Origin of the sequence: Streptomyces sp. NBC_01320, assembly GCF_035974375.1 — a bacterium.
Lineage (GTDB): Bacteria > Actinomycetota > Actinomycetes > Streptomycetales > Streptomycetaceae > Streptomyces > Streptomyces yanii.
Window position 1 is genome coordinate 2362397 of sequence record NZ_CP108390.1, and the last position, 25701, is coordinate 2388097.

28 protein-coding genes and 1 riboswitch are annotated in these 25701 nt (G+C 70.3%); of the genes, 17 read left to right on the forward strand and 11 right to left on the reverse strand.

Annotated features, from left to right (window positions below):
- The first annotated feature begins 139 nt into the window (after nt 1-139).
- Together OG395_RS11115 and OG395_RS11120 are read left to right on the forward strand one after the other, a co-directional pair.
- The gene (locus OG395_RS11115) at nt 140-496 is read left to right on the forward strand and encodes a tetratricopeptide repeat protein (RefSeq protein ID WP_266978219.1); all 357 of its coding nucleotides are present in this window, start codon (nt 140-142) and stop codon (nt 494-496) included.
- A 316-nt stretch (nt 497-812) separates the two neighbouring features.
- Nucleotides 813-1376: a GNAT family N-acetyltransferase gene (locus OG395_RS11120; protein WP_327242751.1), complete on the forward strand. Its 564-nt coding sequence runs from the start codon at nt 813-815 to the stop codon at nt 1374-1376.
- Between the two features lie 67 nt (nt 1377-1443).
- On the opposite strand, the gene OG395_RS11125 is transcribed toward OG395_RS11120, so the two are convergent.
- Both OG395_RS11125 and OG395_RS11130 read right to left on the reverse strand, forming a co-directional pair.
- Complete coding sequence (locus OG395_RS11125; protein ID WP_327242752.1) at nt 1444-2217, reverse strand: CbtA family protein; 774 nt, start codon at nt 2215-2217, stop codon at nt 1444-1446.
- Between the two features lie 29 nt (nt 2218-2246).
- The gene (locus OG395_RS11130) at nt 2247-2465 is read right to left on the reverse strand and encodes a CbtB domain-containing protein (protein ID WP_327242753.1); all 219 of its coding nucleotides are present in this window, start codon (nt 2463-2465) and stop codon (nt 2247-2249) included.
- A 3-nt stretch (nt 2466-2468) separates the two neighbouring features.
- Nucleotides 2469-2617: riboswitch (adenosylcobalamin (AdoCbl) riboswitch) on the reverse strand.
- A gap of 126 nt (nt 2618-2743) precedes the next feature.
- On the opposite strand from OG395_RS11130, the gene OG395_RS11135 reads away from it, so the two are divergent.
- The 3 genes from OG395_RS11135 (at nt 2744) to OG395_RS11145 (ending at nt 4482) form a co-directional block, all read left to right on the forward strand.
- Entirely contained in the window at nt 2744-3322 is a 579-nt protein-coding gene (locus OG395_RS11135; RefSeq protein WP_327242754.1) for a histidine phosphatase family protein, read from the forward strand.
- 297 nt (nt 3323-3619) lie between these two features.
- Nucleotides 3620-4114, forward strand: a complete 495-nt coding sequence (locus tag OG395_RS11140) for an Asp23/Gls24 family envelope stress response protein (protein WP_327242755.1) — start codon at nt 3620-3622, stop codon at nt 4112-4114.
- Between the two features lie 212 nt (nt 4115-4326).
- Nucleotides 4327-4482 carry a DUF6131 family protein gene (locus OG395_RS11145; protein WP_266990254.1) on the forward strand — a complete coding sequence of 52 codons (156 nt, stop codon included), beginning with the start codon at nt 4327-4329 and terminating at the stop codon, nt 4480-4482.
- A gap of 158 nt (nt 4483-4640) precedes the next feature.
- On the opposite strand, the gene OG395_RS11150 is transcribed toward OG395_RS11145, so the two are convergent.
- Nucleotides 4641-6080, reverse strand: coding sequence for a dihydrolipoyl dehydrogenase family protein (locus OG395_RS11150; protein ID WP_327242756.1), 1440 nt, complete (start codon nt 6078-6080; stop codon nt 4641-4643).
- 117 nt (nt 6081-6197) lie between these two features.
- On the opposite strand from OG395_RS11150, the gene trxA reads away from it, so the two are divergent.
- On the forward strand, nt 6198-6569 hold the full coding sequence (gene trxA / locus OG395_RS11155; RefSeq protein ID WP_327242757.1) for a thioredoxin: 372 nt from the start codon (nt 6198-6200) through the stop codon (nt 6567-6569).
- 91 nt (nt 6570-6660) lie between these two features.
- Here the strand turns inward: trxA and OG395_RS11160 are convergent, their stop codons facing one another.
- From OG395_RS11160 to OG395_RS11170, 3 genes are all read right to left on the reverse strand, one after another.
- Nucleotides 6661-8097, reverse strand: coding sequence for an aldehyde dehydrogenase family protein (locus OG395_RS11160; protein ID WP_327242758.1), 1437 nt, complete (start codon nt 8095-8097; stop codon nt 6661-6663).
- 293 nt (nt 8098-8390) lie between these two features.
- Nucleotides 8391-8720 carry a hypothetical protein gene (locus OG395_RS11165; protein ID WP_442818541.1) on the reverse strand — a complete coding sequence of 110 codons (330 nt, stop codon included), beginning with the start codon at nt 8718-8720 and terminating at the stop codon, nt 8391-8393.
- A gap of 50 nt (nt 8721-8770) precedes the next feature.
- Nucleotides 8771-9793 (reverse strand): LacI family DNA-binding transcriptional regulator, encoded by a 1023-nt coding sequence (locus OG395_RS11170; RefSeq protein WP_327242760.1) that lies wholly within the window; start codon nt 9791-9793, stop codon nt 8771-8773.
- A 49-nt stretch (nt 9794-9842) separates the two neighbouring features.
- Between OG395_RS11170 and OG395_RS11175 the strand changes: the two genes are divergently transcribed.
- The 3 genes from OG395_RS11175 (at nt 9843) to OG395_RS11185 (ending at nt 12920) form a co-directional block, all read left to right on the forward strand.
- Nucleotides 9843-10061, forward strand: a complete 219-nt coding sequence (locus tag OG395_RS11175) for a hypothetical protein (RefSeq protein ID WP_327242761.1) — start codon at nt 9843-9845, stop codon at nt 10059-10061.
- 348 nt (nt 10062-10409) lie between these two features.
- Complete coding sequence (locus tag OG395_RS11180; protein WP_327242762.1) at nt 10410-11921, forward strand: flotillin family protein; 1512 nt, start codon at nt 10410-10412, stop codon at nt 11919-11921.
- Nucleotides 11922-12425: 504 nt separating this feature from the next.
- The gene (locus OG395_RS11185) at nt 12426-12920 is read left to right on the forward strand and encodes a type II toxin-antitoxin system PemK/MazF family toxin (RefSeq protein ID WP_327242763.1); all 495 of its coding nucleotides are present in this window, start codon (nt 12426-12428) and stop codon (nt 12918-12920) included.
- 98 nt (nt 12921-13018) lie between these two features.
- Here OG395_RS11185 and OG395_RS11190 read toward each other — a convergent pair whose 3' ends face one another.
- A complete protein-coding gene (locus OG395_RS11190; protein ID WP_327242764.1) occupies nt 13019-13873 on the reverse strand; it encodes a TIGR02452 family protein in 855 nt (284 codons plus the stop codon).
- A gap of 148 nt (nt 13874-14021) precedes the next feature.
- Here OG395_RS11190 and egtA point away from each other — a divergent pair, with 148 nt between their 5' ends.
- Genes egtA through egtD form a run of 4 tightly spaced genes read left to right on the forward strand, consistent with a single transcriptional unit; the run spans nt 14022 to nt 18404 of the window.
- Nucleotides 14022-15359 carry an ergothioneine biosynthesis glutamate--cysteine ligase EgtA gene (gene egtA / locus OG395_RS11195; RefSeq protein WP_327242765.1) on the forward strand — a complete coding sequence of 446 codons (1338 nt, stop codon included), beginning with the start codon at nt 14022-14024 and terminating at the stop codon, nt 15357-15359.
- Complete coding sequence (gene egtB / locus OG395_RS11200) at nt 15356-16690, forward strand: ergothioneine biosynthesis protein EgtB (RefSeq protein WP_327242766.1); 1335 nt, start codon at nt 15356-15358, stop codon at nt 16688-16690. Before egtA ends, egtB begins: the two co-directional genes overlap by 4 nt.
- Nucleotides 16690-17445 carry an ergothioneine biosynthesis protein EgtC gene (egtC, locus tag OG395_RS11205; RefSeq protein ID WP_327242767.1) on the forward strand — a complete coding sequence of 252 codons (756 nt, stop codon included), beginning with the start codon at nt 16690-16692 and terminating at the stop codon, nt 17443-17445. The genes egtB and egtC overlap by 1 nt, the downstream gene beginning before the upstream one ends.
- Entirely contained in the window at nt 17442-18404 is a 963-nt protein-coding gene (gene egtD / locus OG395_RS11210; protein ID WP_327242768.1) for an L-histidine N(alpha)-methyltransferase, read from the forward strand. Before egtC ends, egtD begins: the two co-directional genes overlap by 4 nt.
- Here egtD and OG395_RS11215 read toward each other — a convergent pair.
- The 3 genes from OG395_RS11215 to OG395_RS11225 form a co-directional block, all read right to left on the reverse strand.
- Entirely contained in the window at nt 18347-19204 is an 858-nt protein-coding gene (locus OG395_RS11215; RefSeq protein WP_327242769.1) for a lysophospholipid acyltransferase family protein, read from the reverse strand. The genes egtD and OG395_RS11215 overlap by 58 nt on opposite strands.
- Complete coding sequence (locus OG395_RS11220; protein WP_327242770.1) at nt 19201-20058, reverse strand: GNAT family N-acetyltransferase; 858 nt, start codon at nt 20056-20058, stop codon at nt 19201-19203. The genes OG395_RS11215 and OG395_RS11220 overlap by 4 nt, the downstream gene beginning before the upstream one ends.
- Before the next feature lie 198 nt (nt 20059-20256).
- On the reverse strand, nt 20257-21516 hold the full coding sequence (locus tag OG395_RS11225; RefSeq protein ID WP_327242771.1) for an extracellular solute-binding protein: 1260 nt from the start codon (nt 21514-21516) through the stop codon (nt 20257-20259).
- A 199-nt stretch (nt 21517-21715) separates the two neighbouring features.
- Here OG395_RS11225 and OG395_RS11230 point away from each other — a divergent pair, with 199 nt between their 5' ends.
- Complete coding sequence (locus OG395_RS11230) at nt 21716-21931, forward strand: dodecin (protein WP_266978241.1); 216 nt, start codon at nt 21716-21718, stop codon at nt 21929-21931.
- Nucleotides 21932-21946: 15 nt separating this feature from the next.
- Here OG395_RS11230 and OG395_RS11235 read toward each other — a convergent pair whose 3' ends face one another.
- On the reverse strand, nt 21947-22435 hold the full coding sequence (locus tag OG395_RS11235; protein WP_327242772.1) for a phosphatase domain-containing protein: 489 nt from the start codon (nt 22433-22435) through the stop codon (nt 21947-21949).
- A gap of 166 nt (nt 22436-22601) precedes the next feature.
- Here OG395_RS11235 and OG395_RS11240 point away from each other — a divergent pair, with 166 nt between their 5' ends.
- The 3 genes from OG395_RS11240 (at nt 22602) to OG395_RS11250 (ending at nt 25635) form a co-directional block, all read left to right on the forward strand.
- Nucleotides 22602-22754, forward strand: a complete 153-nt coding sequence (locus OG395_RS11240) for a hypothetical protein (RefSeq protein WP_327242773.1) — start codon at nt 22602-22604, stop codon at nt 22752-22754.
- A gap of 27 nt (nt 22755-22781) precedes the next feature.
- Complete coding sequence (locus tag OG395_RS11245) at nt 22782-23084, forward strand: hypothetical protein (protein WP_327242774.1); 303 nt, start codon at nt 22782-22784, stop codon at nt 23082-23084.
- A 1159-nt stretch (nt 23085-24243) separates the two neighbouring features.
- Nucleotides 24244-25635 (forward strand): polysaccharide pyruvyl transferase family protein, encoded by a 1392-nt coding sequence (locus tag OG395_RS11250; RefSeq protein WP_327242775.1) that lies wholly within the window; start codon nt 24244-24246, stop codon nt 25633-25635.
- Nucleotides 25636-25701 lie beyond the last annotated feature (66 nt).

A 25701-nucleotide genomic window follows, 5' to 3' on the forward strand; every position in this document is an offset into this window, starting at 1 on the left:
GCGGGCGGTCGATACCCACGCCAAAAGTTTGGTGGAATGTTCAACCATAGTGATGTGTTGTGGAAGCTGACAGCGGGCTGCGCGAACGACGGGACGCATGGCCCGACGGATCGCCGAAAGCCGCGACCGAGGAGGACAAGTGAACGACACCTATTACGAGTTCGGCACGGCAGCCGACCGCTGGGACCGCGCCCGGATGTTCTTCGAGGCCAAGGAGTACCTGACCGCGGCCCGGATCCTGGGCGGACTGGTCGAGGAGGCACCGGAGCAGGTCGCGCCGCGGCTGCTGCTGGCCCGCGCCTATTACCACTCGGCGCGGCTCGGCAAGGCCGAGACGGAGCTGCGGGCGGTGCTGCAGCGCGACCCGGTGGAGCACTATGCGCGGCTGATGCTCGGCCGCACCCTGGAGCGGCAGGGCCGGCAGGAGGAGGCGACGCCTCACCTGAGGATGGCGGCGGCGATGTCGGGGGACTTCGGGGAGGACATGGGCAGCTGAGACGGCGAGGCTTCGGGACGGACGCTGTCCGACGGGGAAGCCCCGCCCTCCTTCCCGGCCGCTGTGGGTGCAAGACGGTGGGCCCGGTCGGCGAACGCATGCCGCCCGGGCCCTCCGTTGCGGACGGGCCGTGTCCACGTGCGTCGGCCCGGGAGGTGCCGGCGGCGTCGACCGGGGCCCGTGTCAGCGGAAGGCCGCCACGTGGTCCTCCGCGCACTGCTCGAAGGTCAGGGCACGGCTGCCCACCCCTTCAGGCAGCAAAGAATCCGATTATTCCGGTGCGCCGAGGCTCGCCGCCGTGATAGTCCGACGGGTCATGGGAGATCTTGTGACACCTCGACTCGTACTCCACCCGTTGAGTCCCGCCGAGGCGGAGAACGTAGTGGCCCGCCGTCCGGGGCCAGGGGCCCTATGGGCACCGGAGTACCCTACCGACGGCGACGCGGCCGGGGCCGGGCATTTCCTGGAGCATTGCGCCGACACCGGCAACCCCCAGCCGTTCGGCGCCTACGAGATCCGCCTCCGCCAGGACGGACACGCCATAGGCGGAGTGGGCTTTCACGGCGCTCCGAACGCGGAGGGGCAAGTGACGATCGGCTACGGCCTGACCCCTGCGGCGCGTGGTAAGGGGTACGCCTCCGAGGCGCTGCGGGCGCTGCTGGAGCTCGCCCGCGACGAGGGCATCGCCGCCGTGAAGGGCGATGCCGACCTCGACAACATCGCGTCCCAGCGTGTCATGGTGGCGGCAGGCATGTGTTTCGTCAGGGCGGACGACCGGGTGAAGCACTTCCTCATCGAATGGTCGGACACGCCGGAGGCGCCGGACGCAACGGAGATGACGTACGTGGCTGAAGCCACCGACGCGACGGACGCCGCATAAAGGGCAGAACCCGCCGGGACACTCCGGCGGGTTCTGCCGTCATACGGCCGACGAGTCGGCCGGCGCCTCAGCTCGCAGCGGCGGCCGCATGGGACGTGGTACCGCCCTCGGACGTCACCGTGCCGGTCTTCGGCACCAGCAGTCGCTCGGTCAGATAGCCGAAGACCAGACCGAAAGTGGTCCACAGCGTGACCTGAACGGCGAGGGTGGCGAGGCGGAACTCCCACAGCAGACTGGCCGGGAAGTCCTTTCCGACCTCATTGAACGAGGGCAGGAAGCCGTAGGCCAGCCCGATGACGAGCACATAGGCGGCGGACGCCGCAATGGACGCGTTCCAGTTGCCGAGGCGGGGAGCCAGCCGCTTGCCGAAGATGACGGCAGCGACGGCCAGCAGCACGCTGAGGGCGACCATCAGGAAGAACAGGGTGGTGCGTTGGCCGATCGTGTCGGGGTTTCCGACAGCCGGCGGATTGGCCGGGTACTTGAGGAATGGCACCACATACACGGTCAGCAGGGCGCCGAACGCGATCAATGCGGCCGTGGCCCTCGGGCCGAACCTGCCGATGCGGCCGAGGGCGTAGCAGAAGACCAGCGCGGCGATGCCGCCGATAGCCACGCCGAAGACCAGGACACCGGTGGCGAGACCCGCGGTGGACTGCATCGTGCGGCTGACGACTTCCTCGCCGCCGCCGTGGTCGTGGCTGTGAGCCTCTTCGAGCGCGATCGCCGCGTCCACCCGGGATTCACCGAGGAAGTAGGCGACGGCAAGAGCGAGCGCGCCCGCGGCAAGTCCGGCCAGCATGCCGCGGACGAGCAGGGCTCTGACGGATATGGAGTTCATGAGCGGGTTCCCCTGGGGTGCGCAGCGTGTCAGTGGCAGGGGAAACCGAGCAGGTGGCGACCGTCGTGAACCCACTCGTGGACACCTTCGCCGGAGATGACGGCGGTGGCACCCTGCTCGGCGCCGACGAAGTACAGCAGGACGAGCATGAGGATGCCGAAGAAGACCGCCCACGGGGCAATGGCCTTCAGCGAGATGGGGGTGATGGCGGGTGTTGCGACGCTTGCGGGGGCAGCAGTCTGTGCCATGGCAGAACCTCCTGGGGGAACACGCGTCCCGATCGTGGTACCTGAGACGACAGTGCCGGGTCTGACTTCCCGTACGGGTACGGGTTCACAGTGGCGCGACCGTGCCGGATTCTCACCGGACTTCCATCACACCGTCGTCATGTTCGTCGCGACCATACCGCCTGCGGGCACGCGCCGCCATGGCGCCATCCGCGGGGCCGGGAGGCCCGGATGCCATGGTGTGCTTACCCGAGAGGCCACAGTTCAGGGAGTTGACACCGGTGTTGACGGTACAGGTGATGTTGATCTCACCGGCGCTCAACGCGGCGCTGCGTGAAGCCCGTTTCGACGGCGACGCCCCGCTCGACGCGTCCGGTGTCCGGCGGGCGCGTGCGGCCGCGGACGCGATGCCTGCCGCCGACCGCCGGGTGTGTGGCACGGACGAGCGGTGCGCCGGGACCGCCGAGGCGTTGGGGCTGCGGTCCGATCCCGAACCGGCCCTCCGTGGCTGGGACTTGGGGCGCTGGAGCGGGCAGCGGCTGGCTGAGGTGAGCGAGGCCGAGCCGGAGGCGGTGTCGGACTGGCTGTCCGGCCCTTCGGCGGCACCGCACGGCGGTGAGTCGCTGCTGGACCTGTGCACGCGGGTCGGCGGCTGGCTGGACTCGTTGCATCGGGACGGCGCCGGTGACAGCCGCGTGATCGCCGTGGCCGAACCCGCAGTGGTACGCGCCGCGATCGTGCATGCGCTGGACCTTCCGCCGCAGACGTTCTGGCGGTTGGACGTCGCCCCGTTGACGCTGACCGAGCTCAGCGGCCGGTCCGGCCGCTGGAACCTGCGCTGCGGGCGGTCCCTGAGCACCGGAGCCGACGTCCCGTAATCCGGCGTCGGCCTCCACCACCGGACCGGCCCACCACGCCGGTGGCATCAGGTCACACCATCCCCGACGACCGGTCGGCCTGTTCGAGTCCGCCGACGGAGAGACCGAAGCGGTCGTGGAGGCGGAGCCCAGGAAGGCGGGAGGACGAGAAGGGGCAGTCCGCCCACCCGCCCCTCTCTCCGCGCGGGCCCGCCCGTGGGTCCGCCTACACCCGTACCGCTCGAGCAACATGGACAAATGGTACGTAAACTGGCCAAGGCGTTCGAACCCACCTTCTCATCGGAAGGGCGACCGACCATGACCGATCAAACACAGGTGAACCGGCCCGAAACCACGCGCTCGCAATCCGAGGCCACGCACGCGGCAGGACCGCACGGCGGAAACCGCCGAACGGAACCTGGGTCTCGGGGCCGAACCACGATCGCCGATGGCGTGGTGGCGAAGATCGCCGGGCTGGCGGCCCGGGGTGTGCCCGGAGTCCAGGGCATGGGAGGGGGATTCGCCCGCGGTATGGGGGCCGTGCGGGAGCGGGTACCCGGAGCGGGAGGTCAGTCCGTCACCAGCGGTGTCAAGGTCGAGGTCGGCGAGGTCCAAACGGCGGTCGACCTGTCGATCATCGTCGAATACGGATACTCGATCGTCGAGCTCACGGGCGACGTCCGGACCGAAGTGATCGCCGCCATCGAGCGGATGACCGGTCTGGAGGTCGTGGAGGTCAACATCTTGGTGAGCGACGTGAAGCTGCCCGACGAGGAAGAGCAACAGGAGGTGCCGGAGAGGCGGGTCGCGTAGCGGTTCGCCGGACCGGATCGCGCCTGGTCGAGAAGGCCCATCGGACCGCCTCGGCGGCGCGGAACACCCCGGCTGTCACGTGTGATCCACTGCGGTCCCGGCCAGGGATTCCCGGCCCTGGACGGCAGTACGAGCAACGGCAGTCGTCTGCCACGCCGAGACACGCCGTCCGGCGCATACTCGGAAGTGGCCCTGAAAGATTGGGGGACGCAATGATCGTCCTCGGAGTCATTCTGCTCGTGATCGGCATGGTGGCCGGAATTTCCATCTTGTGGACCATCGGCGTCGCCCTCGTGCTGATCGGTGCGGTCCTCTGGATTCTCGGTGCTGTCGGCCACGGGATGGGTGGACGGCGCCACTACTGGTGAGAACCGGAAAAAACGCTTCGCCCCGTGAGCTCGCCGGCACTTCGGGGACGTAGTTGCAGCGTGCACCTGCGCGGGACGAAGCACCCCGGCGACGGGTCCCGCTGTGCCTCCGAGGGACGGCGGGACCCGTCGCCGACGCACCGGCTCACCAGCCGTCCTCAGCCGCGGTACGCCTCCAGCAGGCGCAGCCACACCTCGCTGATCGTCGGATAGGCGGGGACCGCGTGCCAAAGCCGGTCGATGGGGACCTCACCCGCAACGGCCACCGTGGCCGAGTGCAGCAGCTCCCCGATGCCGGGGCCGACGAAGGTGACGCCGAGTACGATCTCGCGGTCGAGGTCGACGATCATGCGGGCGCGGCCCCGGTAGCCGTCCGCGTACAGTCCGGAGCCGGCGACGGCGGCGAGGTCGTGGTCGACGGCGCGGACCCGGTGCCCGGCGCGCTCGGCCGCGGCGAGGGTGAGCCCGACGGATGCGGCCTCCGGGTCGGTGAAGACGACCTGGGGGACGGCCGCGTGGTCGGCGGTGGCGGCGTGTGCGCCCCAGCGCGCGGTCGACAGCGGCGCGGTGCCCTGCGCTCGGGCGGCGATCGCGGCACCCGCGATGCGGGCCTGGTATTTGCCCTGGTGGGTGAGGAGCGCCCGGTGATTGACGTCGCCGACTGCGTACAGCCAGTTGCTGCCCTCGACGCGGCAGCTGTCGTCGACCTTCAGCCAGGATCCGGGCTTCAGTTCCACCGTTTCCAGCCCGAGGTCGTCGGTGCGCGGGGCACGGCCGGTGGCAAAAAGGATCTCGTCGGTCTCGATGCGCTCGCCGTTGTCCAGTTCCACGGTGACCGGCCCGTCGGGGCCGGCACGCCGCACGGAGGTGGCGGAGACGCCCGTGCGGATGTCGGCTCCGGCCTCGGTGAGGGCCTCGGCGACCAGCTCGCCCGCGAACGGCTCCATCTTCGGCAGCAGCCCCTTGCCGCGGATCAGCATCGTCACGTGCGCGCCGAGAGCCTGCCAGACGGTGGCCATCTCCACCCCGACGACTCCCCCGCCGACGATCACCAGTCGGCCCGGCACCTCCTTGGCGCTGGTCGCCTCGCGGCTGGTCCAGGGGCGGGCGTCGGCGACTCCGGGAAGGTCGGGAACGACGGCGCGGCTGCCGGTGCAGACGGCGACGGCGTGCCGGGCGGTCAACCGGTGTTCGGAGCCGTCAGGGCCTGTGACGGAGACCTCCTTGGTACCGGTCAGACGTCCCTGGCCCCGGTAGAAGTCCGCGCCGATCCCCTCCAGCCAGGCGACCTGGCCGTCGTCCTTCCAGTGTGAGGCGTACTCGTCACGGTGCGCGAGGACGGCGGCCGTGTCCAGGGGTCCCTGGACAGCCGCGCTGAGTCCGGGGACCTTGCGCGCGTCGGCGCGAGCCACCACGGGGCGCAGCAGCGCCTTGCTCGGCATGCACGCCCAGTACGAGCACTCGCCGCCGACGAGCTCCGTCTCGACGACCGCCGTGGACAGTCCGGCAGCCCGGGTCCGATCCGCCACGTTCTCGCCCACAGGCCCCGCACCGATCACCACGACGTCGTACACGGCGTTCTCCACAGCATCTGTCATGGGGGACAGTCTGGCCGGGGGTGTGAGCCACGGCCACATGGGCAGGCGGAATAGCGCAGAACCGGGCACCGTTGTGCCGGACACGTCCGAACGGGCACAGGAAGAGGTATCGAGAGCATGAGCACCGTAGAGCTCACCAAGGAAAACTTCGATCAGGTCGTCAGCGAGAACGAGTTCATCCTGATCGACTTCTGGGCTTCCTGGTGCGGCCCGTGTCGGCAGTTCGCGCCGGTGTACGACGCGGCGTCCGAGCGCCACGGCGACCTGGTCTTCGCCAAGGTCGACACGGAGGCGCAGCAGGAGCTGGCGGCTGCCTTCGAGATCCGGTCCATTCCGACCCTGATGATCGTCCGGGACAATGTGGCGGTGTTCTCCCAGCCGGGGGCCCTGCCGGAGACGTCGCTCGAGGATGTCATCGGGCAGGCCCGCAAGCTGGACATGGACGAGGTCCGCAAGTCCATCGAGGACCAGCAGAAGGGCGAGAAGTAGGCAGCGCGAGCGAGCGACGCCGAAGGGGTCCGGCCGGTTCGCCGGCCGGACCCCTTCGGCGTGCCCGCCACCGTTTAGAAGGGGTGGCCGGTTAGAAGGGGTGGCCGGCCGGTTCGCGGCGGACCGTCGTCCAGCGCAGGTCGGTGAAGGCCTCCAGGTTGGCATCGCCCCCGAAGCGCGCCCCGGTGCCTGACGCGGCGATGCCGCCGAAGGGTGCGACCGCCTCGTCGTTCACCGTCTGGTCGTTGATGTGGGCGATGCCGGTCGGGATCCGGTCGGCGAGTTCCAGGCCGAGGGCGGTGTCGCGGGTGACGATGCCGAGCGACAGCCCGTACGGGCTGTCGGCAGCCAGCGCCGCGGCCTCGTCCAGGGTGCCGAAGGACCGCACGGGGGCGACCGGACCGAAGACCTCCTCCGCGTATGCGGGCGTCCGGTCGTCGACGTGGGTGAGGACGGTGGGCCGGTAGAACAGGTCGCGGTGGGTGCCGCCCGCCGCGAGTTTCGCGCCCCGTGCGGTGCTCGACTCGACCAGCCGGTGGATCTTGCCGAGCTGGCCGCGGTCGATGACCGGGCCGAGATGGACCTGCTCACGGTGCGGGTCGCCGACCGCCAGCGCGTCCGCCTTCGCGGCGAGCCGCTCGACGTACTCGTCATGCAGCGAGGCGTGGACGAGGTGGCGGCCGGTGGTCATGCAGATCTGGCCCTGGTGGAAGAAGGAGCCCCAGGTCGCCTGGGCCACAGCGCCTTCCAGGTCGGCGTCCTCCAGGACGACGAGGGCGGAGTTGCCGCCGAGCTCGAGGTGTACCCGCTTGAGGAGCCGCCCCGCGGCCTCCCCGACGGCGCGGCCCGCCGCGGTGGAGCCGGTGAAGGAGATGACCGGGACGCGGGGTTCGGCGACGAGCGCCTGTCCGGCCTCGGCGCCGCCGGGCAGGACGTGCAGCAGGTTCTCCTCGAGTCCGGCCTCGGCGAAGACCGCGGCGAGTGAGAGTCCGCCGCAGACCGCGGTGCGCGGGTCGGGCTTGAGGAGAACCGCGTTGCCGAGGGCCAGTGCGGGCGCGACGGACCGGATGGAGAGGATCAACGGCGCGTTGAACGGGGCGATGACGCCGACGACGCCGACCGGGACCCTGCGGGTGTAGGAGAGCCGCTGGTCCTCGCTGGGCAGGACCTGACCGGCCGGCCGGGAGGCGAGGGCTGCGGCTTCGTAGCACTCCTGGGCGGCGACGTGGAACTCGAAGTCGGCCTTGCCGGGGATCGATCCAGACTCCCGTACGAGCCATTCACGCAGCTCGTCGGCGTGGGCGGTGAACAGGTCACCGGCCCGGCGCAGGACGGCCGCGCGCACGAAGTGCGGGGTACGGGCCCAGGCGGACTGGGCGGCGACCGCGGCCTCGGCGGCTGCCGTGATGTCCTCGGGCGCGGCGAGGGTGACGTGTCCGAGGACCTCGCCGGTGGCGGGCTCGACGACGTCCGACTCACCTCCCGCGAGCGTGCGGGACTGCCAGGCTTTGGGGTCGAGCAGGGACATGAAGACTCTCCAGTCGATCGGTTCGAGGGGTGGTCCCATGCGGTGGGGCGCGCAAAGTGTGTGGCCGCGGCCTCGCGGGACTACGCGATCCGGCGCAGCCGTGCGAGCTGCGTTCGGCCATCGAACGTGATCTCGCCCGGTTGAACGTGCAACATCGTAGTCACGCCGCACCGAACGAAAAGGGAATTGATCGAACTGCTGCTCCCTTTGGCGCGCACGGAACGGTGCGGACGTCACGCACAAGCGCCTTGCCCAACTCCAGCCTTGCGCAGAGCAGTTGCCACGATCAACGGTCAGCTGTCGGCGGTCCGCTCCGAGATCCTGACCGAGAGCCCGAGATCCAGTTCGGCACCGTCGACAAGCAGCGCCTCCACGGTGTGGGTCGCCGGATCGATGTCCGCCACCATGCCCTCCCCGGCGTACCGGGGGTAGCCCGACGCCCCCGTCTCGCCGGTGGCCTCCACAACGGCAGAGCGGATAGGGGCCCCGACGGACCGGGCATCGCCGGCATCGGCGGACTCGGGGGCCTCGGAGGCGCCCTTGGCCTTCGGGGCCTCCACGGGGCCTTCGGTGAACTTGGGGACCAGCAGGATCTCGTAACTCTGCGGTTGGCTCATGGTCATGACGCTAAGCAAGCGACGCACGACGCGCACGTTGCCGCGCTGAACCCGCCTCAGCTGGACTCTCGGGGGATCGCCCGCGCCCTCAGCAGATCATGGCGCTCCGGCACGCCTCCCGGATGGCGCACCAGCCGGTCGACGAGGTCCGCCAGCGGCTGCGACGTCGCCAGTTCCATCCGCACACTGCTCAGCCGGGGCCTCAGCAGCCTGCCGAGCAGCAGGTCGTCGGCGCCCACCACGGCCGTCTCGGCGGGTATCTCGATGCCCGCGTCCTGGAGAGCCCGCATCAGGAGCATCGCGTAGGTGTCGTTGTATGCGAACACGGCGTCGAGGCCGAGCGTGCGCCACCGGGCGGCGAGCGCGCCGGCCGACTCCTCGTCGTACCGCAGGGGCAACGGTTCGATGAGGGCTCCGCCATCGGCCGCCACCCGCCGGGCTCCGGACAGCCTCGGTTCGGCGAACAGGGCGAGGCCCGGTTCCTCGGGCATGACGACGCCGATCCGGCGCCGTCCGCGTTCCAGCAGATGTCCGGTCGCGCAACTGCCGACCTCCCGCTGGTCCATGACCAGGGCGTGGGCGCCGTCCACCGGTTGCGGGCCGAAGGTGATCACCGCCTTGGCGCCGGAGCGCCGCAGTACGGCTATGCCCTGCGGGGTGAGCGCGACCCCGCCGGGTGCGATCACGGCGACGGGGCGGAGTTCGGCCCAGGCCCGGGCGGCGTCGTCGGCCTCCAGACCGAGGCTCCCGTGCTGGACCACGGTGTAGTCGAGGCGGCGCAGCCCGGATTCGAGTTCGTGGAGGAAGCGGTGGTGGAACGGACCGGCCGGGTGGTCCCCGGTGGGCATCAGCACCGTCCGGGTGTGTCCGGCGCGCAGGCTCCGGGCCGCCGCGTGCGGCACATAGCCGAGTTCGGAGGCCGCCTCCCTGACCCGGCGGCGGGTGGACTCGCTGATCCGGACGGTGGGGTTGTTGTTGAGTACGTACGACACGGTGGCCCGCGAGACTCCGGCGAGCCGCGCCACGTCGGCGCTGGTCGGGACGTGGCCTTCGGTGGGCTGCTTGGGTAACTGGCTCATGGCGTCGGGCAGTCTTCCAGACCGCGTCGAGGTGGGTACGCTCCGGGGCATGGATGACTCGTCGATGGTAGGGCTGCTCGGCAGGGTGACCGGGACCGTGGGGCCGGGGCTGGTCGGTGAGGTGATCGTTCAGATCCGCGGGGGCGCCGAGCACTTCCTCGCCCATCCCGCCCCGCCGGCAGTCCGCATCGAGCCGGGGACGGTGGTGACGGTGATTGAATATCTGCCGCCGCGCACGGTCTATGTGGCTCCTGCGTACGACAGTTGAGGTGCGTGGAGGACCGGCGTCCGGCGTGCGGCAGTCAAGATTGCGGCAAGGTTGCGCACACCTCTTCTCCGCCGTCGCGCGCAGGAGAAGACTGCCTCTGTTCAGCAGTGCCGACGGGGTGCTGCGATAAGAGCAGCTCACAAAATGGGAGTCCGATCAGCGCGCGGCGTCCGGTGCGTGCGATCGCAAGGCGCTGAAAGGTCCTCGGACGGGGTCTTCCCGGCTCGAACGAAGCTGAGAGCTCGGGGAAAGAGCTACCAGGGCATTTCGGCAACGCAGCGAGCGTTCGTGCCAGGCGTCGCGAGCCGGGCGCCCATTCTGTGAGCTCCTCCGAGGGGGCGCAAGCCGATGGTCATCGGCGTCACGGCGGGTCTCGTACTCGCTGCCATCATTGTGTTGATCGGCCTGTTCAAGCTCATGTGGCGGGTGGCCGAGCCGAACGAAGCACTCGTCATCTCCGGTTCCAAGCACAAGACCGAGGGCCTCGGACAGGGCATGGGGTTCCGCATCGTCACCGGGCACGGCACGCTCGTCCTGCCCGGCGTGCAGGCGGTACGGAAGATGTCCCTGGATCTCAACGAAACGGAACTGTCCGTCGATTGCGTCACGCATCAGGGGATTCCTCTGCGGGTGCGCGGCGTTGTCATCTTCAAGGTGGGCGACGACTTCGTGTCGATCGCCAATGCGGCCCGTCGATTCCTCGACCAGCAGAAGATGATGTCGGAGCGGGTGCACAACGTGTTCGCCGGTCATCTCCGTTCCATCGTCGGTGGGTTGACCGTCGAGGACATGATCAGGGACCGGGAGAAGCTCACGGGTCAGACCCGGGCGGCGTGCGGCACCGAGATGGAGAAGCTCGGGCTGATCGTCGACTCGCTGCAGATCCACGAGATCGAGGACCCGACCGGGTACATCAAGAATCTCGCCATGCCACATGCCGCGGCGGTGCAGCGGGACGCCCGGATCGCGCAGGCCGAGGCCAACCGGCGGGCCACCGAGGCGGAGCAGCAGGCCGCCGCCCGGATGTCGGAGGCGACCCGCGACAGCGAGATCCTGCAGGCCGGGTATCAGGCCGAACGGGACAAGGCCGCAGCCAAGTCGCGGCAGGCGGGGCCCCTCGCCGACGCGGCGGCCAGGCAGGAGGTCGTGGTCCAGGAGACCCGGGTCGCCGAACTGGAGGCCCAGCGGCGCGAGCAACAGCTGCAGGCGGACGTACGAAAGCCCGCGGATGCCCAGGCCTACGAGAAGCGGACGCTGGCGGAGGGCGAGCGCGACGCCCGGATCTCGGCCGCCCAGGCGCATGCGAAGGAGACGGAGCTCGCCGCGATCGCCGAGGCCAACCGGGTCAAGACGGCGGCGATCGCGGAGGCCGAGGCCACGAAGGCACGCGGCGCCGCCGCCGCGTCGGCGACTCGAGCGACCGGTGAGGCGGAGGCAGCGGCGGCGCAGGCCAAGGGGCTGGCGCTGGCCGAGTCGACCCGCGCCAAGGGGCTGGCCGAGGCCGAAGCGATCAAGGCACGTGCTGCTGCCCTCGCGGAGAATCAGGAAGCCGTTGTCGCCCAGCAGTTGGCGGAGAAGTGGCCGGAGATCGTCGAGGCGGGCGCTGGAGCCTTCAGCAGTGTGGACCACATGGTGCTGCTGAACGGCGCCGACGGGATGTCGGACATGTTCGCGAAGGCGCTGACGATGGGTGGCACGGGGCTGGGCCTGGCCCGGCAGCTGCTGTCCACGATGAGCGAGAAGGGCGGGACGGCAGGGTCCTCGGCGCCGGTCAACGGTGTCACGCCCGTCGTGCCGCCGTCGCCGCGCAAGGAGCGTATTCCGGTGACGGGTGATCAGGAGGGAAGCACACCTTCCTGACCGCTCCCGGTAGGTGTGGCCGGTCCTCGTCCGTCAGCCACGGGCGAGAACCGGCCACGGCTCCGGGTCCCCGACACGCAGCGCCCACAACTCCGTGTCGACCACCCCGTGCCGACGCAGCATCGGCGGACAGGTGCCGCCGGCCTCGGCGCCGCACGTGGTCGGCGTGGCGGAGGGGGCCCCAGCAGGCGCCCTCCTCTTCCGGTGCGGCGGCTGTGCGAACGCGACGACGGGGTCCAACCCTGAACCTTCGGTTGACGTCGAGACCGGCGAGTACGAGGGCGCTGACGCTCCGACAGGCGCGGCCTGGAGAAAGGCGTCACGACCAGTCCGGCGGCCGGGCACCTGCCCCTGCGCCGGGAACGCCGGGCGCGGGCGTGCGAGCCTGACGAGGGTGCAGCGCGCACGTGCGCGGGGCGCGCGTCCGATGACATGGTCACGGACTGCTGTCCGTTCGGCGGGCCCGGTCCACGGAATGCGCCGGGAAGCCCCTACGGTGTTCCGATGACCATCCCTCACCGTTCAGACAGCACATACCTCTCGGAGTCCACCCGCGCCGCCGACGGCTCGGCCGACTTCCCCGGGCGCTCCGGCCCCACCGCGACCGCCGAGGCGAACCCGCACGACGTGGGCCCGGTCCGCACCTCGTACGCCCCCGACCGCGACGGTGATCCCGACCCCGGCGAGATCGTCTGGACCTGGGTGCCCTTCGAGGAGAACGACGGGCGCGGCAAGGACCGCCCGGTGCTGGTGGTGGCCCGGGAGGCGGCAGGCACGCTGCTCGCCGTGCAGCTCTCCAGCAAGCAGCACGACCAGGACCGCGAGTGGGTGGCTCTCGGCGCCGGGCCGTGGGACAGCTCGGGCCGGCCGTCCTGGGTCGATCTGGACCGCGTGCTGCGGGTGCATGAGGACGGGATGCGGCGCGAGGCGTGCGCGCTGGACCGGGACCGGTTCGATCTGGTCGCCGACCGGCTGCGGGAGCGTTACGGCTGGCACTGACCGGCGGGCGGCGGGGGCCGCCCTGCGGCTGACGTTGACCCCTCTGGCTCAACGTCACCGTGTCGGTCGGTGTCCACCCCTCTGGCTCAACGGCAGGGTCAGGGAGTGTCCGGTCCCGACGGCCTTATCTCCTTTTCGAACGTGCGAGCGAATGCGGTACGAGTGGTCGATTCGGAACCCCGGTCGAGGATGCCGAAGACGATCTGCTCGAAATGCCCGGCGAACCGGCCCCCGTCGGTGAGCAGCACCCGGAAGGCACGGGCCACCTGCGCCGGATCGTTGCGGAACACGCCGCAGCCCCAGGCGCCGAGCACCAGCCTGCGGTATCCCCGCACCGCAGCGACCTCCAGCACCCGTTCGGCGCGGGACGCGAGCGCGGCAGGGATGCGCGGGGCCTCCTCGGGGGTCCGGCTGCGGATCACTCCGGCGTTGGGTGCGGGCGAGGTGAGGAAGCCCACGGTGTACGGGATGTCCAGCAGGCGCCCCCGGTCGTCCCGGAACACCGGTACGCCGGGTGAGTGGATGACCCGGTCGGTGTAGAAGGCGCTGCGTTCAGCTCGGTGGTGGGCGTAGTGGTCGGGGGCGCGCAGCAGGGTGGCGTAGAGCGCCGAGCCGCGGCAGAGCGCCTCCTCCTGGGCCTGCGCGCCGTTGAGGTAGCCGCCGCCCGGGTTACGGGCGGAGGCGAAGTTGAGCACGGCGACCTTGCCGGGCCCTTCGCCCGTCATCCGGCGCGCCGCCTGCAGGCTGCTCTCGCCGGTGACCTCGACAACCGTGGCGCGGTCGGAGTCCAGAACGGCGACAGGAACCGGCTCGGGCCCGTACAGCCGGGTCCCGGAGAGCGCAGCGGCCAGAGCACGCTCGATACTGACCTCACGCCCCGCGGGCGTGCGGTAGAGCCCCTCCTCGACGATGGTCTCGGTCTCTCTTGCGATGGCGCGAAGCCGTGCGCTCATCAATACTCCCCCGTGTGGTGCATACGGGGCATGGTCGGTGCTTCCGAGGCCCGGATGCAACCGAATTTCTGTCGCACAGGGGCCCCCTTGTGCGATCTCCTGGCAAAGGTTTGGGTGGTACGGGCGCACCGAAGAAGGAGGCCCCGGAATGTCACCGGACGCACCTGTCGGCCACGGTCCGGCCGAGTACAACCAGCCCCTCGGCGAGGGGGAAGCGGAGGATCTACTGCGATGTATCTGCTTCAAGACGGGCCCACCCCGCACGGTCGGTGTCGAGCTCGAATGGCTCATCCACGACCGTGACCACCCCCGGACGCCGGTCCCTCACGACCGTCTCCACGCGGCTGTCGCCGCTGTACGCGCGCTGCCACTGAGTGCGGCACTCACCTTCGAACCCGGCGGCCAGCTGGAGCTCAGCTCGCGCCCCGCCGACTCCCTGATGGCCTGCGTCGATGCCATGGCCACCGATCTGGCCGCCGTACGTGCCGCCCTCGACGCGGAAACCCTCGCACCGGTCGGTTTCGGCGTCGATCCCTGGCATCCGCCGTACCGTCTGCTGCACGAGCCCCGCTACGACGCCATGGAGGTCTCGCTCGACCGGTCGGGTACGGCCGGCCGCGCCATGATGTGCACCACCGCATCCGTCCAGGTCTGTCTGGACGCCGGCGAGGAGGAGCCGGGACCACTGGGCTACGGGCGGCGCTGGCAGCTGTCGCACCTGCTGGGTGCGGTGCTGGTGGCGGCGTTCGCCAACTCGCCGTACCGGCAGGGCCGGCCGACGGGACTGCGGTCCACCCGCCAGTCGATCTGGGCGGATCTCGATCCGGTACGAAGTCTGGCGCCGCCGGGCCATCTGGCCCCGCGCGACGCCTGGGCCACACATGTGCTCGACACCCCCGTGATGTGCATACGGGGCGGCGAGGGGCCATGGGCCGTCCCGGAGGATCTGACCTTCCGCGACTGGATCCGCACGGGCACGCCACGACCGCCGGTGCGCGCCGATCTCGACTACCACATCAGCACGCTCTTTCCGCCGGTGCGCCCTCGCGGACATCTCGAACTGCGCATGATCGACGCACAGCCGGGAGACGACGGATGGCTCGTGCCGCTCGCCGTCACCACCGCTCTGTTCGACGACCCGGAGGCCGCCGAGACCGTGTACCGCACCGTGAAACCGCTGGCCGAGACGGCGGGTCCGCAGTCGGCACCGCGCAACCCGCTCTGGACCGGCGCCGCCCGTGACGGCCTGGCCGACCCCGAACTACGAGCGGTGGCCGATGTCTGCTTCCAGCTGGCCCGCGAAGCGCTGCCCCGGATGGGTGCGAACGATGCCGTGCAGGAGGCGGTGGCGAATTTCCACGACCGTTATGTCGCCCGGGGGCGATGTCCGGCCGATGATCTGTCCGGACTGCTGTCGGGGGAAGCGGTGCATGCGATGCCCGCGGCCACGCTCCGTCCGGAACCGGGAAAGAAGGCAGGCTCATGACGCACTCCCCCACCCCCCCAGCCGCCGGCCTGGACGCCGAAGCGCTCCGTCGGCGCGCTCTTGCGGCGCTCCTCACCGCCCGGGAACGCACCACGCTCCTCACCGACAGCGTGGACGACCATGAACTGACCGCTCAGCATTCACCGTTGATGTCGCCCCTGGTGTGGGATCTCGCACACATCGGCAACCAGGAAGAGCTGTGGCTGCTGCGGGGCGTCGCCGGACGGGAGGCTATACGGCCCGAGATCGACGGGCTGTACGACGCCTTCGAACATCCCCGGGCGAGCCGTCCGTCCCTGCCGCTGCTGCCGCCGGCCGAGGCCCGCTCCTACGCGGCGGAGGTACGGGGCCGGGCCCTGGACATCCTCGACAGCACCGCCCTGACCGACGGCCGCCCGCTCGTGGATGCGGGCTTCGCCTTCGGGATGATCGCCCAGCATGAACAGCAGCACGACGAAACGATGCTGATCACTCATCAGCTGAGGTCGGGGCCTGCCGTACTCACCGCACCGGAACCGCCGCTGCCCACCGACGCGGCTTCCCTGCCAACCGAAGTCCTGGTGACCGGCGGTCCGTTCACCATGGGAACGTCCACCGAACCCTGGGCCCTCGACAATGAGCGGCCCGCCCACGTGCGCGACGTCCCCGCTTTCCTCATCGACACGACACCGGTCACCTGCGGAGCGTACGAGCGCTTCATCGAGGACGGCGGCTACACCGAACGGTGCTGGTGGGCGCCGGAGGGGTGGGCCATGGTCCGCGAGCACGACCTGACCGCCCCGCTGTTCTGGCACCGGGACGCAGGGCAGTGGCTGCGCCGCCGGTTCGGGGTGACCGAACCGGTGCCCGCCGACGAGCCGGTGCTCCATGTGAGCTGGTACGAGGCGGACGCGTACGCCCGCTGGGCGGGGCGCAGACTGCCCACCGAAGTCGAGTGGGAGAAGGCGGCACGCCACGACCCGGGCTCGGGCCGCTCGCGCCGCTACCCGTGGGGCGACGAGGACCCGACCCCGAACCGCGCCAATCTGGGCCAGCGCCATCTGCGTCCGGCGCAGGCAGGCGCGTACGCTGCGGGTGAATCACCGCTCGGCGTACGCCAGTTGATCGGTGATGTGTGGGAGTGGACGTCGAGCGACTTCCTCCCCTATCCGGGCTTCGCGGCGTTCCCGTACCGGGAGTACTCGGAGGTGTTCTTCGGGCCCGACCACAAGGTCCTGCGCGGTGGTTCCTTCGCCGTGGACGCGGTGGCCTGCCGGGGCACGTTCCGCAACTGGGACCTGCCGGTGCGGCGCCAGATCTTCGCCGGATTCCGTACTGCGAGGGATCTCTGATGTGCCGTCATATTGCCTATGTCGGGCCACCGGTTGCGCTCGGCACTGTGCTGACGCAGCCGTCCCACGCGTTGGTCCGGCAGTCCTGGCAGCCCCGGCAGCAGAAGTACGGGACCGTCAACGCGGACGGTTTCGGGGTGGGCTGGTACGCGGACGGCGACCCGGTGCCCGGTCGCTACCGGCGCCAGGGTCCCATCTGGGCCGACCTGTCCTTCGCCGATCTGGCCAGGGTGGTGCGGAGCACGGCGCTGCTGGCCGCCGTACGCGACGCCACCGAGCCGGGGGCGGACGGCGAGGCGGCAGCCGCGCCGTTCACCTCGGGCCGGCTGCTGTTCAGCCACAACGGCGCGGTGAAGGGCTGGCCCGGGTCGCTGGCGCCGCTCGTCGCCACGCTGCCCCCGGCCGAACTCCTCACCCTCACCGCCCGCTGCGACTCCGCCCTGGTCTGGGCACTCGTACAGCACCGGATCGCCCAGGGGGACGACATACCGCAGGCCGTCGCCGACACCGTGGGCGAGATCGCGGAGGCGGCGCCCGGTTCGCGGCTGAACCTGCTGCTCACCGACGGCACCACCATCGTGGCGACGGCCTGGGGAGACACCCTCTGGTACCTCACCGAGCCGGGCCGCAGCGCGGTCGTGGCCTCGGAGCCCTACGACGACGATCCGCACTGGCGCACGGTCCCCGACCGCACCCTGCTCGTCGCGACCTGCACCGACGTTCTGCTCACCCCGCTCAAGGAGCCCACCGAGTGAGTCCCATTCAGCTGACCCGCACCCTGCCGGCGGACGCGACGGACGCGGCGCTGCGCGCCGATGTGCTGCACGGCCTGACCCGGCACCCGAAGACCCTGCCGCCCAAGTGGTTCTACGACGCACGCGGCAGTGAGCTGTTCGAGGAGATCACCCGGCTGCCCGAGTACTACCCGACCCGCGCCGAGCGGGAGATCCTGGTCGCCCGCGCGTCCGGGATCGCCGCGGCGTCCGGGGCACAGACCCTGGTCGAACTGGGTTCCGGCTCGTCGGAGAAGACCCGGTATCTGCTGGACGCGCTGCCCGCGCTGCACAGCTATGTGCCGGTCGACGTGAGCGAGAGCGCGCTGCGCGGCGCGGCCGAGACCCTGCTCGCGGAGCGGCCGGACCTGTCGATCCATGCGCTGATCGCCGACTTCACCGACGGACTCACCCTGCCGGACACACCGGGGCCGCGGCTCGTGGCGTTCCTGGGCGGCACGATCGGCAATCTGCTGCCGGACGAGCGGGCGGTGTTCCTGAAGTCGGTACGGTCGCTGCTCTCGCCCGGCGACACCCTGCTGCTCGGCACGGATCTGGTGAAGGACGAGGAGACGCTCGTCGCGGCGTACGACGACGCGGCCGGGGTGACAGCGGCGTTCAACAAGAACGTACTGACGGTCGTCGACCGGGAGTTGGGAGCCGACTTCGATCCGGCGGACTTCGACCACGTGGCGCTGTGGGACCCGAAGCGGGAGTGGATCGAGATGCGTCTGCGGGCCCGCAGAGCCCTCACGGTGAAGATCCCGGAATTGGATCTGGTGGTGCCGTTCACGGCAGGTGAGGAACTGCGTACGGAGATCTCGGCGAAGTTCCGCAAGGAAGGGATCCGGGGCGAACTCGCCTCGGCCGGACTCACGTTGACTCAGTGGTGGACGGACTCCGCGGACCGGTTCGCGGTGTCGCTGGCCACGGCGGTCTGAGCGGTACGGGCAAGAGCACGGCGGCCGGGCCGGGTGCCCGCGGGGATCGGCGGCAGGACGCGGATCTCGGCGGTCAGCCCGGCCGCCGTGACCACCCGCCACAGCGAGGCGGTGAGCGGATCGTCACCGACGAACGCGGCGGCGCCGGCCGCAGGCCCGTCCGTCCGCGCGGTGCGGTAGGTGATGCGTACCGGACGGACCTCGGCGTCCGCGTCGATCGCCGCCTGGAAGACAGCGGGCCGGAACCGGCCACCGGATCCACGCCCGCACCAGGTGCTGCCTTCGGGGAAGACCACCACCCGTGAGCCGCCGCGCAGTGCCCCCGCGATGGTGCGCACGGTCGTGGGCAGTGCCCGCAGCCGGTCGCGCTCGACGAACAGCGTGCCGCCGAGCGCGGCGAGCGGGCCGAGTACCGGCCAGCCCCGGATCTCGCTCTTGGCGAGCATCCGGCCCGGGAACACGGTGGCGACGAGCGGGATGTCCAGCCATGAGATGTGGTTGGCGACGACCAGCGCACCGGGAGCACCGGCGTGATCCGCCCCGGCCGTCGGCGCAGGGTCGCCGGTCACCTGAATCCGCACGCCGAACGCCCGCACGACCGCGTACGCCCACCACCGGATCAGCCGGTCGCGCTGCCCCGCACCGAGGAGCAGCACGGGAGCGGTGCACAGCGCGCCGACGAGCACGAGGGTGCACCCGGCGAGCAGCAGGGCCGTGGCCGGGAGGGCGCCGCGCACCGGACCGTCATGACCGGCGCAGGTGTGTGGCGTGCAGGGCGCGGTGGGCAGCCAGGCGCTCATGTCAGCGGGGCGAGAGACAGGAAGTGGCGCAGGTAGCGCGGGTCGGTGCGGCGCAGCGACAGCAGGACGTAGAGGTCGGCGACGTTGAAGTCGGGGTCGTGCGCCGGCGCCCCGCAGACCCAGGCGCCGAGCCGGAGGTAGCCACGGAGCAGCGGCGGGAGGGCGGCGAGTCCGGTGCGCGCGGGGGTCCTGGCGGCTCGGCCGGCGCTGGTGGCGGCGTGGGGCTGCCAGAGGCGGTGCGGGGTGACCCAGTATTCCTCGGGGGCCAGGTACTTCGCCCGTACGGTGTCCCAGGAGTCGGCGGCCAGGACGCCGCCGTCGGCCAGGGGTATAGAGCAGCAGCCGGCCAGCCAGTTGTGCCCGCTGCGCTCCATGTAGCGGGCGAGCCCCGCCCAGATGAGGGCGATGACGGCGCCGTCCCGGTGGGCCGGGTGGACGCAGGAGCGGCCCACCTCGATCAGGTCGTCGCGGATCGGTCCGAGCCGGCGGAGATCGAACTCGCTCTCCGCGTAGAGGCGGCCGGCAACACGGGCCCGGTCGGGCGGCAGGAGGCGGTAGGTGGCGATGACGTCGCCGGTCGCCACCTCCCGTACCAGCAGGTGATCGCAGTACGCGTCGAAGGCGTCGCTGTCCAGACCGGGTTCCGGCCCGTCCAGCCGGGCACCGAGTTCACCGGCGAATACCTGGTGGCGCAGCCGCTGGGCGGCCCGCACCTCGTCCTGGGTCACGGCGAGGGAGACGCGGTAGAGCGGCGGCGCGGGAGCTTCGGACCGTGCCGGGGCGGGCTGCTCCGGCACCAAGGAGGCGGAGGTGAGAGGGCCGGCGACGAGCGGTGGGGTGGGCAGCGCGTTCATGGCGTTCTCCGGGGACGGATCGGCAAGGGCGGCTGCCGGGCTGCCGCACTGCTGCGACGGCCCGGCCCCTTACTTCTTCCGTGACCGGCTGGATTCAATATGACCGCTGCGGAGAGCCTGGATGTGCGACGGCTGAATCCCGAGGTGTCGGGCGGTGGATCGGGCGGGACCGGTGGCCCGTCCGGCGGCGCGGCCCGGTCAGCTGCCCGCGAGCTCGGCGGTGATCCGTTCCGAAGCGGACTTCGCCTCGGCCAGCGGGTCACCGCCCCGCAGAACGGCCGACATGTAGGGCTTGATCGGGTTCTCGGCCTCGACCGCCGCCCACTGCGGCGAGTTGGGGGTCGCGCGACCGCGCCGGGCGCCCTCGGCCATCGCGGCGGTGCCCTCCTGGCCCTCGATGACATGTGCGAGGCTCGTCTTGTTCGGCACATAGCTCATGGTTCTGGCGAGGTCCGCCTGCCATTTCGCGCCCGCCAGTGCCTTGATCACCTCGATACCGGCGATACCGTTGTCAGCCTTCTCCGGAACGATCAGATCGGAACCGCCGGTAAAAACGGAACCGGGGCTCTTCGCGGTCTTGCCGGGTATCGGGAAGTAGCCGATTTTTCCCTTGAGTTCGGGATTCTTCTGCTCGATGAGCTTGGCGCTACCCGGCACGGAAATGATCTGCGCGACATCACCCTCGGCGAACACATCGGTCTGCGGAGGGTGCTCTTCGTCGGCGTTCTTCGGGCCGTTGCCGAACGACTGGATCTCCTTGTAGAATTTCATGCCCTTGATCGCGGCGGGCGTGTCGAGGGCCCCCTCCCAGTCGCCGCCTCTGTCGGTGGCCAGATCGCCGCCCTCGTCCCAGATGAACCCGGCGAGTACGTACCAGTTCTGGCCCGCGAGAAAGACGCCCTGGTTGCCCTTGCGGTTGAGCAGACGGCTGTCCTCGATCCACTCGTCCCGGGTCTTCGGCGGGCTCTTGATGCCGGCCTGCTCGAAAAGATCCTTGTTGTAGATCACCACACGGTTGGCCGCGTACCAGGGAATGCCGTACTGGACGCCGTCGATGCTGCCGGGATCGGCGAGGCCGGGCAGCCATTCCTCGCTGCCGAGATCGCGCATCGATTCAAGGGTCAGATCGCGCAGTTCGCCGCTCTCCGCGTACTGGGCGACCTGGGTGTTTCCGACCTCGATGACATCCGGGGTGTCGTGCCCCCGCAGGGCCGCGGTGACCTTGGGGCCGATTCCACTCCAGCTCTGAATCTTGAACTCCAGTTCGATGGAAGGGTGTTCCTCTTCGTACGACTTCTTGAAACGGTCCAGGAAATCGGCGGAAACACTGTCCTTCATCAGCCAGATCGTCACCGTCTTGCCGCTGGGGCCACCCAAGCCCGGGAGGTAGCCGCAGCCGCCCAGCGCCACGGTGGAAACGAGCGCGACGACTCCTACTGTGAGTACACGGTTCTTCACTGGGTCACCTTCTGCGAAAGGGCACGACGAAATCAGGACCCGGTGTGGGGGACTGCGGGCGGCGCTCGCACGGGCGTGGCTGGATTTTGGTATGGACCAATCATTTGGTCAAGGGTCGTTCACGCCACATCCCCCGATTCGACCTCTCGCGTACCCGCGCCAAGTGGGGCACCGTGGTATGAACGAAAGGGGTCAGACGATGTCCAACAACACGTATCGGGTCACCGAAATCGTAGGAACCTCCCACGAGGGCGTCGACGACGCCATCCGCCGGGGCATCGCAAGGGCGGCGGAAACGTTGCACAATCTCGACTGGTTCGAGATCACCCAGGTGCGTGGGCAGATCGTGGATGGCCGGATCGAGCACTACCAGGTCGGCCTGAAAGTCGGCTTCCGGCTCGACGAGACCACCTGACCCGGTACGCCGCGGTCAGCTACGCCCCTCACGCTCCTGAGCGTCCTTCAACGCGGGCGAGGCCACTGCCCAGCGAGCCCGCACCACGGTGAAACCGGCCAGCTCGGCCGCGTCGCAGACCAGCTCGTCGTCATCGACCAGCATCCGGACGAGACGCTCCCGGCCCAGCCGCTTCAGGATCTCCAGCTTGGTGTGGCGGGCCGGGCGACGGTCGTCGTTGCGCCGCATGTACACGCGCCCCTCGGGCAGGCCCTGCTCGGCAAGCCACGCCATGGTGTCCCGACGACAGCGCTCCGGCCGTCCGGTGAGGTACCTGACCTCGCACTCCTCGGCGCTGCTCAGCACCAGCCGCACGCCCTCGTAGAGCGGCGGATCGTCCACCGCCGCGGCAAAGAAGCTCCCCCAGTCGCGCCGGGCCCCTTCCAGGAAGTGCTGCCGGTGCCCGCTGTCCGCGAGCGTGCCGTCCAGGTCGAATACGGCCAGCGGCCGGGCTTCGTAGGTCACGCGCCCAGCCTAAGAGGAGCCGTCCCGTCCCCGACGGACCGCCCCGGGAGCGGCCGTCCCCGTGCGCTCGGGGCACCGGAAGCGGCCCGGATCGCCGTGCTGGGCACGGGAGTTCAGGCCGCCGCGCAGATGGAACTGCTGGCCCGAAAGGACCCCGCCGACCGCCGTGGTGGTCGGTGGCCGGGACCCCGACCGGGCCGAGGCCCTCGCCGCCCGGCACCCGCACGCCACCGCCGACAGCGTCGAGGTCGCGGTGCGCGGATCGGACGTCGTGCTCTGCTGCACCGGCGCGCGCGAGCCCGTGCTGCGCCGCACCTGACTGACCGAGGGCGCCCATGTCGGCTCGGTGGGCGGCTCTCGCGGACCTGAGCTGGACCTGGACACCGTCCGCGACGGCTCACTGTTCGTGGAGTGGACCGGCGCGGTCACCGTACCGCTCCCCGCCGGTGCACACGAACTCCAGGGCTGCCCGCCCGAGCGAGCCGCCCTGCTGGGCGCAGTCCTCGACGGCGGGCACCCCGGCCGCCGCGATCCCCGCGAACTGACCGTCTTCAAGTCCACCGGCCATGCTGCGCTGGACGTCGTCGCGGCCGCCGTGGCCTACACGTCAGCTCGCGAGTGGCATCTCGGCACCGGCCTGGCGATCTGAGGGCGTGGCCGGGCGGCCTCGCATGGTCCCCGTTGCGCGTCCGGCGGAGCCAGGGGCGGAGCGGGGCGCCCGCTGCCGGAGACCGGACCAGCCCGGACGCGCGCGAGCGCAGCCGGTTGCAGGCGCCGCCGAGTGCGGTCATGCGCCGGACGCGCAGGGGCGGAGGCGGCTCGGGAAGGTTCGGTGAGTCGGGGCGGGTGGTGCAGGCGACCGTGCCCGCGGTGTACAGGGCGACCGTGCCCGTGCCGTCGCATTCGTCGTGCCGGGACGACCCCTCCCCGTCGCAGTGCGGGCACTTCACGGCACCCGTGCCCCGGCACGTCGTGCACACCTTGAATCCCTTTCCCTCGCAGCCGGGGCAGGCAGTACCGGGCTTGTGGCACTGGGCACACCTGACGCGCGCGGAGGACCCCGGAGCCGGGGCCCGCACCTCGCCGGTACGCCGCTTCCCCGTACCGTCGCACCAGGTGCACCGATCGATGCCCTGGCACTTCGGGCATGCGACGCCCGTCTCGCAACGCAGCGTCCCGCGCGTCGAGCACCGCTTGCACAGGATCCGGCCGCCCACACAGATGCAGGGCGCCGTCCGCACCGATCCGCGCAGGACGAACTCCACTGTCTTCGACCGCCCCGGGTCCGTCGGCGGATCGACCGGGCAGTCGCGCAGATCGCCTTCGTACTCCGGCAGGTGCGACCGGTCGGGTCTGCCGCCCCTGCGCACCGGCTTCGTGGTGCGGGTCTCGATGGACCGGTCGATGGTGAGGCCGAGCATCGGCACCGGGGTGATGTCCGCACCCTCGCGCCGGATCTGCGCTCCCTGTCCGGGCCGGCCGGTGTGCCGGGCCACCGCCTCGAGCACGTCGTCGTCGGACAGCGAGTCGGCCGTGATCGTCTTCCGCCTCCCCCGATCGGCGCGCCCCTGCGCAGGAGAAGGGTAGGGCGGGGGCGCGCGCTCTCAAGGGTGCGCCACCTGGGCCGAGTTGGCTATCTGCGAGGTCACGCAGGAAAGGTTGACGCGGAGCCTCCTGGCCGATCCGCGCCGACGACCGGGTAGCCGGATGGTCACGTTCCGCGTTCGCCGAAAAGGTTGTGCCGATCCCGATGGAAACTAAAACCTACGTAAAGCTAACCTTAATTCGTGGCATCTAACGTTACCGATGTGAAGCGAATACTCCTGCGTTCAGGGAAGAGCCCTTACGACGTCGTTCCTGTTGAGCGCGCCCTCCACGAGGACGTGTTCGCAACCAACTCAGGCAACCTGATCTTCAGCGATGCCGCGCACAAGATCCTTGAGACGCCGCGGACCAAGGTGGTCTCCAACGGCATCCGGACCAGGGTCGCCGCCGCCGAGCAGATCAACGAGGAGTACGACGCTTTCGTCATTCCGCTCGCCAATGCCTTCCGGCCGTCCTTCGAGCCCCAGCTCAAGCGGCTGACCCAGCTCATCTCGAAGCTGAAGATCCCGGTCATCGTGCCGGGCGTCGGCGCGCAGACCAGCACCAACTACTCCGCGGACCGGTTGCGGCCCATGGCGCCCAGCGTGCACGCGTTCGTCTCCGCGGTGCTGGACCGCAGCGCTTCCATCGGGGTGCGCGGGGAGTTCACCGAGCGCTACCTGCGGGACATGGGCTTCCGTGACGTGGAGGTCATCGGCTGTCCGTCGATGTTCATGGGCGGCCGTGATCTCTTCATCCGCGAGAACACCCGGCCACTGGGACCCGAGTCGCGGATCGCGATCAACGGATCGCACGACGCCGTGAAGAAGTACAAGCTCGGGCGGATCATCGACCACACCCGTGCGCGCTATCCCCATCTGCGCTTCATCGGGCAGAACCTGTCCGATGCCCGCCAGCTGCACTGGCGTGACCTGAGCCACGCGAATGCCGTCGTCACCGACATCCCCACCCACCCCGACCACCCGATGTTCGCGGAGGGCAAGGTCAGGGTCTATATAGACCCCAAGACATGGGTGGACGACCTGCGGGGCTTCGACTTCTCGTTCGGCTCTCGGATCCACGGCAACATCGCCGCGCTGCTCGCCGGAACGCCGGCGACGGTGCTCTGCAGCGACTCGCGGACGTTGGAGCTGTGCCGCTACTTCGAGATTCCGCACCGGATGCTCGCCAAGGTGCCCGAGAACGTGGATCCCGCGGATCTGTACGCCGAGGCGGACTTCGGGCCTCTGATGCGCGGTCACCACGAGCGGTTCGACCGGTTCATGAACTTCCTGGACAAGAACGGCCTGGAGAACACCTTCACCCACGGTGACGGGGGCGCGGCCTTCGAGTCCCGCATGAGCGAGCTGGCTTTCCCGGCGGGCGTCCGTCCCTGGACCGGCAGCGGCGTCCCCGAGATGAGCACTCGCCTCAACTGGCTCCAGTCCCAGATGACCGAGCTCACCGACCGGAACACCCTGTTGGAACGACGCCTTGCGAAGGCAAGCAGGGTGCCCGTCCCGCGCGAGAGCGAAGGACCCGAGCGGCGGCCGTACCAGCGTGCCCGCCGGGTGATCCCGGGCCCCATCAAGCGGGCGCTGCGCAACGCCCGCTAGTAGGGCTTTGTCAGGCGGTGTTCCCCTCTCTGACCTGGGGGGGTACGGAGGGGAACACCTGCGTCG

What these genes read in the sequence shown, in the direction of transcription:
- OG395_RS11120 (WP_327242751.1), top strand. Translation starts at nt 813, where the DNA reads ATGGGAGATCTTGTGACACCTCGACTCGTACTCCACCCGTTGAGTCCC.
- OG395_RS11125 (WP_327242752.1), bottom strand. Translation starts at nt 2,217, where the DNA reads ATGAACTCCATATCCGTCAGAGCCCTGCTCGTCCGCGGCATGCTGGCC.
- OG395_RS11130 (WP_327242753.1), bottom strand. Translation starts at nt 2,465, where the DNA reads ATGGCACAGACTGCTGCCCCCGCAAGCGTCGCAACACCCGCCATCACC.
- OG395_RS11135 (WP_327242754.1), top strand. Translation starts at nt 2,744, where the DNA reads ATGTTGATCTCACCGGCGCTCAACGCGGCGCTGCGTGAAGCCCGTTTC.
- OG395_RS11140 (WP_327242755.1), top strand. Translation starts at nt 3,620, where the DNA reads ATGACCGATCAAACACAGGTGAACCGGCCCGAAACCACGCGCTCGCAA.
- OG395_RS11145 (WP_266990254.1), top strand. Translation starts at nt 4,327, where the DNA reads ATGATCGTCCTCGGAGTCATTCTGCTCGTGATCGGCATGGTGGCCGGA.
- OG395_RS11150 (WP_327242756.1), bottom strand. Translation starts at nt 6,080, where the DNA reads ATGACAGATGCTGTGGAGAACGCCGTGTACGACGTCGTGGTGATCGGT.
- trxA (WP_327242757.1), top strand. Translation starts at nt 6,198, where the DNA reads ATGAGCACCGTAGAGCTCACCAAGGAAAACTTCGATCAGGTCGTCAGC.
- OG395_RS11160 (WP_327242758.1), bottom strand. Translation starts at nt 8,097, where the DNA reads ATGTCCCTGCTCGACCCCAAAGCCTGGCAGTCCCGCACGCTCGCGGGA.
- OG395_RS11165 (WP_442818541.1), bottom strand. Translation starts at nt 8,720, where the DNA reads ATGACCATGAGCCAACCGCAGAGTTACGAGATCCTGCTGGTCCCCAAG.
- OG395_RS11170 (WP_327242760.1), bottom strand. Translation starts at nt 9,793, where the DNA reads ATGAGCCAGTTACCCAAGCAGCCCACCGAAGGCCACGTCCCGACCAGC.
- OG395_RS11175 (WP_327242761.1), top strand. Translation starts at nt 9,843, where the DNA reads ATGGATGACTCGTCGATGGTAGGGCTGCTCGGCAGGGTGACCGGGACC.
- OG395_RS11180 (WP_327242762.1), top strand. Translation starts at nt 10,410, where the DNA reads ATGGTCATCGGCGTCACGGCGGGTCTCGTACTCGCTGCCATCATTGTG.
- OG395_RS11185 (WP_327242763.1), top strand. Translation starts at nt 12,426, where the DNA reads ATGACCATCCCTCACCGTTCAGACAGCACATACCTCTCGGAGTCCACC.
- OG395_RS11190 (WP_327242764.1), bottom strand. Translation starts at nt 13,873, where the DNA reads ATGAGCGCACGGCTTCGCGCCATCGCAAGAGAGACCGAGACCATCGTC.
- egtA (WP_327242765.1), top strand. Translation starts at nt 14,022, where the DNA reads ATGTCACCGGACGCACCTGTCGGCCACGGTCCGGCCGAGTACAACCAG.
- egtB (WP_327242766.1), top strand. Translation starts at nt 15,356, where the DNA reads ATGACGCACTCCCCCACCCCCCCAGCCGCCGGCCTGGACGCCGAAGCG.
- egtC (WP_327242767.1), top strand. Translation starts at nt 16,690, where the DNA reads ATGTGCCGTCATATTGCCTATGTCGGGCCACCGGTTGCGCTCGGCACT.
- OG395_RS11215 (WP_327242769.1), bottom strand. Translation starts at nt 19,204, where the DNA reads ATGAGCGCCTGGCTGCCCACCGCGCCCTGCACGCCACACACCTGCGCC.
- OG395_RS11220 (WP_327242770.1), bottom strand. Translation starts at nt 20,058, where the DNA reads ATGAACGCGCTGCCCACCCCACCGCTCGTCGCCGGCCCTCTCACCTCC.
- OG395_RS11230 (WP_266978241.1), top strand. Translation starts at nt 21,716, where the DNA reads ATGTCCAACAACACGTATCGGGTCACCGAAATCGTAGGAACCTCCCAC.